General features: G+C 58.6%; 17 protein-coding genes. 6 read left to right on the forward strand and 11 right to left on the reverse strand.

From position 1 onward, the window contains the following. The first annotated feature begins 47 nt into the window (after nucleotides 1–47). Complete coding sequence (locus AC3ITA_RS00435; protein ID WP_095942960.1) at nucleotides 48–470, forward strand: PA0061/PA0062 family lipoprotein; 423 nt, start codon at nucleotides 48–50, stop codon at nucleotides 468–470. Between the two features lie 40 nt (nucleotides 471–510). Further along, nucleotides 511–930, forward strand: coding sequence for a PA0061/PA0062 family lipoprotein (locus AC3ITA_RS00440; protein ID WP_095942959.1), 420 nt, complete (start codon nucleotides 511–513; stop codon nucleotides 928–930). A gap of 4 nt (nucleotides 931–934) precedes the next feature. On the opposite strand, the gene AC3ITA_RS00445 is transcribed toward AC3ITA_RS00440, so the two are convergent. Beyond that, nucleotides 935–1,168 (reverse strand): DUF1161 domain-containing protein, encoded by a 234-nt coding sequence (locus AC3ITA_RS00445; protein WP_095942958.1) that lies wholly within the window; start codon nucleotides 1,166–1,168, stop codon nucleotides 935–937. A gap of 177 nt (nucleotides 1,169–1,345) precedes the next feature. Beyond that, nucleotides 1,346–1,777, reverse strand: coding sequence for an OsmC family protein (locus AC3ITA_RS00450; protein WP_056726695.1), 432 nt, complete (start codon nucleotides 1,775–1,777; stop codon nucleotides 1,346–1,348). 239 nt (nucleotides 1,778–2,016) lie between these two features. Between AC3ITA_RS00450 and AC3ITA_RS00455 the strand changes: the two genes are divergently transcribed. Further along, nucleotides 2,017–3,018 (forward strand): LLM class flavin-dependent oxidoreductase, encoded by a 1,002-nt coding sequence (locus tag AC3ITA_RS00455; protein ID WP_008045867.1) that lies wholly within the window; start codon nucleotides 2,017–2,019, stop codon nucleotides 3,016–3,018. Nucleotides 3,019–3,086: 68 nt separating this feature from the next. Here AC3ITA_RS00455 and AC3ITA_RS00460 read toward each other — a convergent pair whose 3' ends face one another. Together AC3ITA_RS00460 and AC3ITA_RS00465 are read right to left on the reverse strand one after the other, a co-directional pair. Beyond that, nucleotides 3,087–3,308, reverse strand: coding sequence for a DUF1161 domain-containing protein (locus AC3ITA_RS00460; protein ID WP_489279092.1), 222 nt, complete (start codon nucleotides 3,306–3,308; stop codon nucleotides 3,087–3,089). A 121-nt stretch (nucleotides 3,309–3,429) separates the two neighbouring features. Next, on the reverse strand, nucleotides 3,430–3,645 hold the full coding sequence (locus tag AC3ITA_RS00465) for a dodecin (protein ID WP_095942957.1): 216 nt from the start codon (nucleotides 3,643–3,645) through the stop codon (nucleotides 3,430–3,432). Nucleotides 3,646–3,802: 157 nt separating this feature from the next. On the opposite strand from AC3ITA_RS00465, the gene AC3ITA_RS00470 reads away from it, so the two are divergent. Further along, nucleotides 3,803–4,126: an ElaB/YgaM/YqjD family protein gene (locus AC3ITA_RS00470; protein ID WP_095942956.1), complete on the forward strand. Its 324-nt coding sequence runs from the start codon at nucleotides 3,803–3,805 to the stop codon at nucleotides 4,124–4,126. Here the strand turns inward: AC3ITA_RS00470 and AC3ITA_RS00475 are convergent. Further along, on the reverse strand, nucleotides 4,123–5,016 hold the full coding sequence (locus AC3ITA_RS00475) for a LysR family transcriptional regulator (RefSeq protein WP_095942955.1): 894 nt from the start codon (nucleotides 5,014–5,016) through the stop codon (nucleotides 4,123–4,125). The genes AC3ITA_RS00470 and AC3ITA_RS00475 overlap by 4 nt on opposite strands. A 124-nt stretch (nucleotides 5,017–5,140) precedes the next feature. Between AC3ITA_RS00475 and trpB the strand changes: the two genes are divergently transcribed. Then, the gene (trpB, locus tag AC3ITA_RS00480) at nucleotides 5,141–6,361 is read left to right on the forward strand and encodes a tryptophan synthase subunit beta (protein WP_008002146.1); all 1,221 of its coding nucleotides are present in this window, start codon (nucleotides 5,141–5,143) and stop codon (nucleotides 6,359–6,361) included. Further along, the gene (trpA, locus tag AC3ITA_RS00485) at nucleotides 6,361–7,173 is read left to right on the forward strand and encodes a tryptophan synthase subunit alpha (RefSeq protein WP_095942954.1); all 813 of its coding nucleotides are present in this window, start codon (nucleotides 6,361–6,363) and stop codon (nucleotides 7,171–7,173) included. Before trpB ends, trpA begins: the two co-directional genes overlap by 1 nt. A 63-nt stretch (nucleotides 7,174–7,236) precedes the next feature. On the opposite strand, the gene AC3ITA_RS00490 is transcribed toward trpA, so the two are convergent. The 6 genes from AC3ITA_RS00490 to AC3ITA_RS00515 all read right to left on the reverse strand — a co-directional run bounded on the left by AC3ITA_RS00490 (nucleotide 7,237) and on the right by AC3ITA_RS00515 (nucleotide 11,110). Beyond that, entirely contained in the window at nucleotides 7,237–9,198 is a 1,962-nt protein-coding gene (locus AC3ITA_RS00490) for a DUF7844 domain-containing protein (protein ID WP_489279095.1), read from the reverse strand. Next, nucleotides 9,195–9,515 (reverse strand): DUF2388 domain-containing protein, encoded by a 321-nt coding sequence (locus AC3ITA_RS00495; protein ID WP_057712574.1) that lies wholly within the window; start codon nucleotides 9,513–9,515, stop codon nucleotides 9,195–9,197. Before AC3ITA_RS00495 ends, AC3ITA_RS00490 begins: the two co-directional genes overlap by 4 nt. Beyond that, nucleotides 9,508–9,861: a DUF2388 domain-containing protein gene (locus AC3ITA_RS00500; protein ID WP_489279097.1), complete on the reverse strand. Its 354-nt coding sequence runs from the start codon at nucleotides 9,859–9,861 to the stop codon at nucleotides 9,508–9,510. Before AC3ITA_RS00500 ends, AC3ITA_RS00495 begins: the two co-directional genes overlap by 8 nt. A 105-nt stretch (nucleotides 9,862–9,966) precedes the next feature. Then, nucleotides 9,967–10,284 (reverse strand): DUF2388 domain-containing protein, encoded by a 318-nt coding sequence (locus AC3ITA_RS00505; protein ID WP_095942951.1) that lies wholly within the window; start codon nucleotides 10,282–10,284, stop codon nucleotides 9,967–9,969. A gap of 142 nt (nucleotides 10,285–10,426) precedes the next feature. Further along, nucleotides 10,427–10,636, reverse strand: coding sequence for a DUF1127 domain-containing protein (locus tag AC3ITA_RS00510; RefSeq protein WP_095943055.1), 210 nt, complete (start codon nucleotides 10,634–10,636; stop codon nucleotides 10,427–10,429). Nucleotides 10,637–10,894: 258 nt separating this feature from the next. After that, nucleotides 10,895–11,110: a DUF1127 domain-containing protein gene (locus tag AC3ITA_RS00515; RefSeq protein WP_008018491.1), complete on the reverse strand. Its 216-nt coding sequence runs from the start codon at nucleotides 11,108–11,110 to the stop codon at nucleotides 10,895–10,897. Nucleotides 11,111–11,211: the final 101 nt, after the last annotated feature.

Here is an 11,211-nt window from a genome sequence, read left to right on the forward strand (position 1 = left end):
TTGGAGAGTCTTTCCGCAAGACTATCCCGCCAGACTGGAGCTCCGCTATGCGCATGTTGATACTGACAGGAGGCCTGCTGATGCTGGCCGGCTGTGCTGGTTTCGGAATACCCCGCCATGATCCTGCGCAAGCCTGGATCGACCTGGACTCGAAGCAAGAGGATACGGCGCTGCAGGCGCTGGAGGTCGATAACAGGATCACCGACGATAAACGCTATTTCCAGGTTCATCCCGGTAGTCATGAGTTGACGGTCCGCTACCAATTCTCGGTCCAGCCTACCAACATTGGCCCTGACGCCGAGCCGTTGTGGCGCGATTGTCAGTTGAACGTGAAATTCAGCGATTTCAACGCGGGTGAGCGTTATCAACTACAAGCGGGGAACATCGGCTTTCGGCCTTGGGCGAAGCTCTACGATCAGCAGCGCAGGGTGATTGGCCAGGGCACGCCGGCAGGCTGTCAACACACCTGATCGGCGTTATGCTGGATGTATATCCCTTGGGACATCCATCATGCGCAAGTTGATGCTGTTACTCGCCGTCGGTGTTGTCACGGGCTGTCAAAGCCCGATGCCGACACCCAATCCAAAAATGGCCTGGGTCGAATTCTCTACGCCCTTCCCTAACGACAAGTTGTTGATGGCCGAGCGACTGGATAAACAACGCCTGCGCGACGGGCGTTTTTTCGAGGTCACGCCGGGCAGCCATGAACTGATTGTGCGTTTCGACTTTGAAGTGCCTGGTGGTGGGTTGGGCATGATGAGCGGCCCTTCGGAGCGGCTGTGCTACCTGACCATCAAATATGATCATTTCGAAGCCGGTCAGCGTTATGTGCTCGAAGGCCGTTCCATCGCCTTTACCCCCGGCGCCCGGCTGTACAACGCCAAGCGGGAGATCGTTGCTGAAGACCGGGAGTCTTACTGCTTGATGTGAGATGTCAGCGGTCGTTCTTCTGATAGATGATTTTCCTGGTGCCGTTTTCGCACGAGCCAACGACCATGTTCTGGTCGTGTACCTCGTCGTTGGTGACGATTTCAAGCGTATAGGAAGTGACGCCGCTGGCCTGGATCTTGGCTTCGATCTCGGCCTTGAGTTCTTCGCAGGGTTTCGGTGCCGCCAGAGCCGAAGTGGCCAGTGCGCAACAGATAACCGCCAGGGTAAAACGTATCATGGTTGAAGCTCCTTTGAGGCAGCACGCACAATCGTGGTTTTTGCTGCTGTCATTTATTCGACCACAGTTTTAACGGGCAAGTCTGTCGCGACGCAAAAAAGATCGCAGCCTTGAGCACCTTTTACCGAATGATCCCGGTAGATTGCACAAAGCAGCGATCTTTTTTTCAACGAAAATCTAGCCGACCAATGTTGCCTCCAGGCTGATCTTCGCATTCAGCACTTTGGATACCGGACAGCCCTCTTTGGCCTTGTTGCTGAGCTCTTCGAACCGGGCCTGGGTCGCTCCAGGGATTTTCGCCTTCAGAATCAATTTCACTGCGGTGATCGCAAAACCGCCGTCCACTTGATCCAGAGTGACTTCTGCCTGGGTGTCGATACTATCGGCCTTCAGACCGGCATCACCGAGAATCATGGAAAACGCCATGGAGAAACAGCCGGCGTGGGCCGCGCCGATCAGCTCTTCCGGGTTGGTGCCCCGGCCGCCTTCGAATCGCGCCTTGAAGCCATAGGGTGCTTCCCGGAGCACGCCGGTTTCTGTGGAAATCGAGCCAATGCCGGTTTTCAGATCACCTTCCCAATGAGCCGAAGCTTTCTTAACGATAGCCATGCCTGCCTCCTCAAGATTGGCGCGAAACGTCGCGCCTTCGTGGTTTTCGTTTGCCAGGGTTGTGAGGATAGACGGTGGCGCAAAGTTCATCTCGTCTGATCAATCTGCTTTTTTCGTAGGATTTTTTACCAGGCTATTGAAACTCGGGTATATGCCCTCATTGCATGAACACGCTTTTGGATTCGGCAGGTTTGCGTTCGCAAGAACAAACCTGCGCCCTCAATTGGAGAAGCAGGTTTATGAAACGACTGTCCGATATCAAGTTCTCGACCCTCGATCTGGTGCCAGTGCGCGAGAACGGCAGCGCGGCCCAATCGCTGCGCAACTCGCTTGACCTGGCGCAGCATGTCGAGAAGTTCGGTTACAACCGCTTCTGGGTGGCTGAGCACCACAACATGGATGGCATCGCCAGCTCCGCCACTTCAGTGCTGCTCGGGTATCTGGCCGGTGGTACGTCGACCATTCGAGTCGGTTCGGGCGGAGTGATGTTGCCCAACCACGCACCGTTGGTGATCGCCGAACAGTTCGGCACTCTGGAAAGCCTTTATCCGGGCCGGATCGATCTGGGCCTGGGGCGTGCCCCCGGTTCCGACCAGATGACCGCACGTGCACTGCGCCGCGAACGCTCCGGCAGCGCCGACGACTTCCCGGAAGATGTGGCGGAACTGGTGCGCTACCTCGGGCCACGTACCCCGGACCAACGCATCATCGCGATGCCGGGAACCGGGACCAATGTGCCTGTCTGGTTGTTGGGGTCGAGCCTGTTCAGTGCGCAACTGGCGGGTGAGCGTGGTTTGCCCTACGCCTTCGCATCGCATTTCGCACCGCGCTACATGCATGAAGCGATTCGGGTCTACCGCAATCACTTCAAACCGTCAGCCGTTTTGGACAAACCTTATGTGATGCTCGGCGTGCCATTGGTTGCAGCCGATACCGACGAGCAGGCCGATTACCTGGCGACCTCGGTCTTCCAGCGGATTCTCGCCCTGATGCGTGGCCAAAGCCTGGTACAGCGTCCGCCAGTGAAGACCATGGACGGCCTGTGGCTGCCCCATGAGAAAGATGCCGTGCACGATTTCCTTGGCCTGGCCATGATCGGCAGCCCGCAGAAAATCCGCGCCAAACTCGAGGTCCTGATCGAGCAGACCCAGGCTGACGAGCTGATTTTCACCTGTGACCTGTACGAACATGCCGATCGCGTGCATTCCTACGAATTGCTGGCGCAGGTCATGCGGGGCTGATACTCAAACGGCAGGCATGAAAAAGCCGGCGCCACGGCGTCGGCTTTTTCATTCGGGCGAGAATCGGCCTACTTTTTATAGACGATCACTTTTGCGCCCGCTTCGCATTTGCCAACAACTTTCCCGCCGGCAGCGGCACCTTTATCGGCGATCTCCAGCGAATATCCGGAAACGCCCTTGGCATCAAGTTTCGCTGCGATTTCGGCTTTCAGCTCTTCGCATGGCTTGCCGCCCGCCAATGCGCTCCCCGCAAGGCTCAACAAACCTACTGCCAACATAAACTTCTTCATCGGTTGCATTCCCTGGTCGGATCATAGGGGTAACCAGCCGTCAGCCGGACGCACTCATGTAGTGCTTTGCCATTCCCTATGGCATTCGACCGGCGTGCAAGTTCAGAAGACTAGTCCAAAGTCAGCTGCTGGCAATCCGGAACCCGACTTTCAAGGTCACTTGAAAGTGCGCAGCCTTGCCGTCCCTGATGTGCCCACGGGTCTCGGTCACTTCAAACCATTCCATGTACTTGATGCTTTTGCTGGCTTCGGTCAGCGCGTTATTGATCGCATCTTCGATACTGCTGGTGGACGAGCCGATCAGCTCGACTTTCTTGTAGGTGTGATGGTCAGACATGGCGTTCTCCTCGGCGTGTGAATTACAGATTAGCAGTGATTTTTTCTATTTCTTCCGTCGGCCGTTCTGAGGGTGAAGTTCAGATTTTCTGCACTTTCTCGAACCCATGAAGTCCCAACCAACACACGCCACTCATCACCAATGCAGGAGAGCCACCATGGCCAACACCTCGTTACGCAAAGCCTCATTGCAAAGCATGGAAGCCGAGATCGAGAGTCTGCTCAAGTCATTGGAAAGCTTGAAGGACGACGCCTCGGACGAGTCGCGTAAAACCCTCAAGACCCTGAAAAGCAACGCCGAGAATGCCTTGAAGCATTCGCGCCATCTGCTTGCCGATGCCTATGAAGAGGTCAAGGTCAAAACCCGTGAAACCGGGATTGCCACTCGGGACTACGCCCAGGAACACCCTTGGACAGCAGCGGGTGTCGCAGTGGGTGCATTGGGCCTGTTGGCCGCTTATCTGTTGTGCAAGCGTGATTAATCCGCTCGACGCAGCTCGTTCTTGAGCCACTGCGCCAGTTGCCGGGCGCGCCCGTCCGCGGCGCGCTTGGGTAGCCACAACGCCAGTTGCGCCGGGGTTTCACTGAAGCCCCAAGGCGCAACCAGGCGGCCGGCCTTCAAGTCCTCCGTCACCAAGGGTTCGGGGGCAATCGCCACGCCAAGACCTGCGACGGCGGCTTCCAGCAAGTAATACAAATGTTCAAATCCCTGACCGTACTTCAACGCCCTGGCGTCGAGCCCGCGTGGTTGCGCCCAGTTCGGCCAGGCTTGCGGGCGTGAGGTGGTATGCAGCAAGGGTTCGCTCAGCAGTGCGGTTTCCGGCGCCTGCTTGAGTCGTGCATAGCCGGCGAACCGCGGACTCATGACCGGGCCGATACGTTCACTGGTCAGCTCAAAAACCTGCATGTCCGCAGGCCAGGGTGGCTCGGCAAATACCAGCAAGGCATCCAGCCCGGGTCTTCGCGGATCCAGATCGCCTTCTCCGGCCGACAGGTGCAGGCGCAAGTCCGGCAGGTCGGCGTTGAGTCGGCCCAGTCGCGGGATAAACCAGCGCGCCAGCAGACTTCCCGAGCAACCGAGCACGAATGGCGCATCGGCTGTGCTTTGTGTGAGTTCGGTGCAGACGCTACGCAGGCGCTCGAAGGCTTCGCTGCTGGCGTCACGCAGTCGCAACCCGGCATCTGTGAGTTTCAGGCCGCGACCGTCCTTGATGAACAGGCTTAAGCCGAGGTGTTCTTCAAGCACCTTGAGTTGCCGGCTGACCGCACCGTGGGTGACGTGCAACTGTTCGGCGGCTTGACTGACGCTGTTCAGGCGGGCAGTGGCTTCGAAGGCTCGAAGCGCGTTCAGCGGAGGAAGGTCATGGCTCATTTGATCTGTGAGTTTTCCTGACAGGTTGTGGCGATCTTATCGGTTTTCAGGTCGGGGCGTCAGGGGTAGAGTGAAGCCCACTATCTCTTTATGCATCACTTCACGCATTCAACTGGAGCGCCCCATGACCCAGACTAATCTGCGCAACGGCCCTGATGCCAACGGCCTGTTTGGCGCGTTCGGCGGCCGCTACGTTGCCGAAACCCTGATGCCGTTGATCCTCGACCTGGCCCGCGAATACGAGCTGGCCAAGGAAGATCCTGCATTCAAGGAAGAACTGGCTTACTTCCAGCGCGACTACGTCGGACGTCCAAGCCCACTGTACTTCGCCGAGCGTCTGACCGAATTCTGCGGCGGTGCGAAGATCTACCTCAAGCGTGAAGAGCTGAACCACACCGGCGCGCACAAGATCAACAACTGCATCGGCCAGATCCTGCTGGCGCGGCGCATGGGCAAGAAGCGCATCATCGCCGAGACCGGCGCCGGCATGCACGGTGTGGCCACTGCCACCGTCGCTGCGCGTTTCGGTCTGGATTGCGTAATCTACATGGGCACCACTGACATCGAACGTCAGCAGGCCAACGTGTTTCGCATGAAGCTGCTGGGCGCCGAAGTGATCCCGGTAGTGGCCGGCACCGGCACGCTGAAAGACGCGATGAACGAAGCCCTGCGTGACTGGGTGACCAACGTCGACAGCACCTTCTACCTGATCGGCACCGTGGCCGGTCCGCATCCTTACCCGGCAATGGTTCGCGACTTCCAGGCGGTGATCGGCAAGGAAACCCGCGAGCAGTTGCAAGCCCAGGAAGGTCGCCTGCCAGACAGCCTGGTGGCGTGCATCGGTGGTGGTTCCAACGCCATGGGCCTGTTCCACCCGTTCCTCGACGACAAGAGTGTCGAGATCATCGGCGTTGAAGCCGCCGGTTACGGTATCGAGACCGGCAAGCATGCGGCCAGCCTGAACGGCGGCGTACCTGGTGTGTTGCACGGCAACCGCACCTTCCTGCTGCAGGACGACGATGGCCAGATCATCGATGCCCATTCGATCTCCGCTGGCCTGGACTATCCGGGCATCGGCCCGGAACACGCCTGGTTGCATGACATCGGCCGCGTTCAGTACACCTCGGTGACCGACGACGAAGCCCTCGCTGCATTCCACCAGTGCTGCCGCCTGGAAGGGATCATCCCTGCCCTGGAAAGCGCCCATGCCTTGGCTGAAGTATTCAAGCGCGCACCGACCTTGCCTAAAGATCACCTGATGGTGGTCAACCTGTCCGGCCGTGGCGACAAAGACATGCAGACCGTGATGCACCACATGGAACAATCCAAGCAGGAGAAACACTGATGAGCCGCCTGCAAACGCGTTTTGCCGAACTCAAGGAACAGAACCGCGCCGCCCTGGTGACCTTCGTCACCGCTGGCGACCCGAGCTACGACACGTCCCTGGCCATCCTCAAGGGCTTGCCGGCGGCTGGCGCCGATGTGATCGAGCTGGGCATGCCCTTCACCGACCCGATGGCTGACGGCCCGGCCATCCAGCTCGCCAACATCCGTGCGTTGGGTGCCAAACAGAATCTGGCGAAAACCCTGCAAATGGTTCGCGAGTTCCGCCAGGACAACAACGATACGCCACTGGTGCTGATGGGTTACTTCAACCCGATCCACATGTACGGCGTACCGCGTTTCATTGCCGAAGCCAAGGAGGCTGGCGTTGATGGTCTGATCGTGGTCGACCTGCCGCCCGAACATAACGGCGAGCTGTGCGACCCGGCGCAGGCCGCGGGCCTGGACTTCATTCGCCTGACCACGCCAACCACCGACGATGTGCGCCTGCCGACCGTTCTCAACGGCAGCTCCGGCTTCGTCTACTACGTCTCGGTGGCCGGTGTGACCGGCGCCGGTGCCGCCACGCTGGAACACGTCGAGGAAGCGGTCGCCCGTCTGCGTCGCCATACCGACCTGCCGATCAGCATCGGTTTCGGTATCCGGACTCCGGAACAGGCAGCGTCCATCGCGCGTCTGGCGGACGGTGTTGTGGTGGGCTCGGCGTTGATCGATCACATCGCCAATGCCACCTCCCCGGAACAAGCCGTGGATGGCGTGCTGAGCCTCTGCTCGGCGTTGGCCGAAGGTGTGCGTAAGGCCCGCGTCAGCTGAAGGTAAAGTTCCTGAACGCTGTAAACCGTGTGGGAGCGAGCTCGCTCCCACACGGTTGCGGTATCAAGGCAACTCTATCCCGCCTGATGCCTTGTGCAGTTTGCGCAGGTGCTCACCGATCTGCTTCACGTTGGCCTCGTTGGCGGCCATTTCGGCGGCACGGCCCGGTTCAAGCAAGGCTCTCACTTCCTTGTCCAGATCCCCGGACAGCGCCAGGAGCTGCTTCTGGCGTTGGCTGCTTTCCGATTCCAGATGCTTCCACTCGCTTGGTTGCGGCAACCCGTAACCTGCGGTCCCCAGCAATTCTGCCGGGCGGCTGAGGAAGCCGCTGTTGGCGAGAATCTGCTTCAGCGTCTCGTTGGCCTTGTCCATGCCGCCGTTTTTCAGCTCCCGAGCGCCCAGATAGCGTTGCTTCACCTCGTCCTGGGCCAGCAGCATCTGTCGACGGAAACTCGCCTGTTCCAGCAGCAGCAATGCCGCGCTAGTACGCAAATCAGCCTGTTCGAACCATTGCCGCCGCTCTGCGGCTTTCAAATCCAGCCACTCTTCGACAGTTTCCTGTTTGATCGGCATCTGCTTTTTCAACACGTCGAACATCGCTTGGTAGCGATCACGGAAGGAGTCGAAGCGATAACCCAGGCGCAGTGCTTCGCGAGGATCATCCAGCACGCTGGTATCGGCCAGACCACGCCCCTTGAGCACTTCGAGCATGCCGTTGGGCATGATGTTGTCCAGACCCACCAGCTGCGGGTTGTTAGTGCTGCTACGCAGCAGTTTCAGTCCTTCTACTGCACAGTTGTTGGACAGGAAGAAGTAGTTGCCGTCGTAGCTCCAGTGCATTTCGGCGGCGTGCTCCACCACATCATCGATCTCGCGGCGCGACAGGTTAAGTGGCACTGAGGCCAGGCTGCGCAACTCGGTCTTGGTGTATTCATCGATGACCTGGGAAAGCGGCAGGACAAACAGGCGCGATGGGTACTTGCCGACCAGCCCGTTCCAGCTCGACATCTGCACATCACCGACAAAAGCACGGTACGACAGCACCAGATGCTGGTCCAGGTCCAGTCGGCAATCCGGTCCGCGTGGCCGGCCCGGTGCGCAAATGACCAGGCGCAACATGCTGTGACCCCAGTAGCTGAACAAGTTCTGGTTAGCTTCGGCCAGCAGGTAGTCGATGGCGTAAACCCGTTCAGGATCGACCTGGCCCAGTGGTGTTTTGGCGAAATCACTGCCGGCATTGAGGAAGGCGACGGTTTTGCCGCAAGCGTCTTTGGCCGTGGGTGCCCAGCCGAAATGTTCTTTGTAGTAGCGGTACAACGCGGGACGACGGCAGGCGTAGCTCGGATCGAGCAGGAAGTACTCCATATTGACCGCGACGAACTCCTTGGGGCTGCTCGTCTCGTAGATGTCCGGGCTGCGCGCGATCTGCCGGTTGTACTGTTCGCGCTCGCCACGACGGCCGACGTATTGCGGCCAGCCGGCGAGGTCGAGCAGGCGTGGATCATCGCTAAGGGTATAGCGGCGGCCGGTCTGGCCGCGGCATTGGTCGGGGATGCCGACCAGCCCTGAGCTGCTGTCTTGTCGGGTACAGCGTTGAATCAGTGTGCGCTCTGCCTTTGGCCACAGGCGTGAGCGATCGTAGATGTGAGTCAGCTCGTGCAACACCGTGGCCAGCATTTCCCGGCGCACGGTGCCATGGGGGCGATGGGTCTTCTTGGTCGCGGCGCTGCCATCGGTGAGGCCGGCCAGCAGGTTGCGGTTCAGATCGAGTTCGGACACCAGTGTCGCCTGACCGTAGGCATTTCTCGGCATGTCATCGGTCCAGCCGACATCGATGCGCCGGTCCAATTGTTCGACAAAGCGTGGCGGCAGTGCCTGCATGGCTTCATCGAGCAACGCCTGGCTGGCTTGCTGTTGCGCGGGCGTCAGACCTTCGGCCTTGAGCTGTAATTGAAGGCCAGCGTGGGCCGTGTTGCCGAGCAGCAACAGGGCTCCGGCCAGCAGCCAGGCGCCTGGACGCTTCACAGTGCGAGGATGGCTTCGGCGAGATCCTGGTCACTGGCGTCACGAGCTTCCGGCACACGGGTGCGCAGCAAATCGAAGGCGGATTCCAGGTGAGCGCCACGAATGTCGCCATTGCTGGCAACGAAACTGGCGGCGTCGTCCTGGGCTTCGCGCACGATTTTCGAATCGCGAATGGACGTGGTGGTGTCGGAGGTGAAATCGAGGGTGCGCTGGGTAGCACGGATCAGAATATTACTGGTGGCAACCAGAGTATGTGCCTGGGCCACATCGGCCAACAGCAGCAGGCCTAAGGTGGCAGCAATCAGCGGGTTACGCATGGAATGACTCCAGAAAAAACAGGGATAACCATTGGACGAGAATTGCTTGTGCCAGTTCAAGGTCGCTGGCATGAAGTTTTGCCTGGGTTCGGCGCAGATACCGCAGGGCCGACTCCAGTTGTGCGGCTCTTAGTTGGCCGTCACTGGCAATGAATGCCGCGGCGTCATCCTGGGCTGCGAGCAGCAGTTTATGGTCGAAGGGGGCGGAGGTCACCATGCTTGTGGCATATCCACTGGCCACGACCCCTTGGGTTGACAGGTTAAAGGCGTCGTAGGCGTGGGCTGAGCCTGAACAGGCGGCAGTAACCATGACTGGAGTGATCAACAGATTTGCAAGAAAACGCATGAGACTCGACAGTTAAAAGTGAGTCCCAAGGCTAGCGCAAGGCCCATTCCAGAGCCAGCACGGAAATATTGGGACACGTCGAGCGTGTCCCCGGCCAGAAGTCGATCAGATCGTCAGGATCGCCTGCGCCAGTTGTGCATCGGTTGCGTTCAACTGGGGGGCCTGATGACGAATATGGTCGAGCGCGCTTTCCAGTTTCACCCCGCGGATGGAACCTTCGCTGGCAACGAAGCTGGCGGCGTCGTCACGTGCTGCGAGCACGATCTTGTCATCTTTGAACGAAGACGTGATGTCGGACGTCGCATCGGAACTGGATTTGAGTGCCCCAACGACTGCGTCGGTGGTCACGATAAAGCTGGTGGCGTGGGAATTGGCTGCTACGGCAAGCAGGGCTGCAGCGCTGAGCAAGCGAAGTCGGGACATGGTGTAACTCCTAGGGTAAGCCGATTGGAAGATGGCGCAGTGTCTGCAAAGTCAGACGCCAGGCGCTTGGCGCTCGCCACGTTCTGACCTGATATTAGGCCTGAGTGTGTCAATTCGAACAGCCCGACATGCAAGCAGGCAGTCAGCGCCAGAACGGTTTATCCAATTCATTGATGCGCTCAGCATGGCTGATGCAAAGATCCGATAGCTGACGATCATCGAGTTGAGCCAGTAAACGCCGTGTTCTCGCCCTTTCCAGACTAGCGAAGAGTCTTGTTAACAGGTATCTGACCCAGCGCAAGCAAGGTCTCGATTGAACCTGTGGTGTGGAAACATCCTGTAAAGAACTCATGGCGCGGTCCCTGTCCTGATAAGTAGAGGGCTCCATGCTGACACCGGTCGAATATCCGCTACAGACACACCGCGACGATATTGTACTCATTCAGTTTGTTGTTTTTACAAACTGTACTGGTTTCTTGGTTTTCTACTGTTCGAGCGGACTTGACAGGCCAAAACGACAAAACCCGTCGTGGTTTCCCACGACGGGTTTTGTTTTTTCAATTCGGGTTGCTGGCGGTGGACCCTTCAGGTCAGAGCCAGCGACGCTAACTTAGCGCCAGAACGGCTTGCTCAGCTCTTCGTAGCGTTGTGCTTCGCTAATACCGGCGTCAGCCAGCAGACGCGAATCCAGACGAGCCAGTTGATGGCGGCTGGTGATGCGGCGCTGCCACAGCATCAGGTTGGCGATAACGCGCAGAGGCAGGGAAGCCTGGGTTTTTGCAGCGGTGTCTTCGAAGAACAGTTCGGAACTGAGTGTACGTTCCATGGTTTTCATCCTTCCGCTTATGGCGGGATTAGGTAGTGGCTTAACTGGTGCCCATGATCCTCTCGTTTGCCTAGTCTCTGTAGATACAGTTCATCTGTATT

This window comes from Pseudomonas sp. GL_090 (assembly GCF_057837765.1).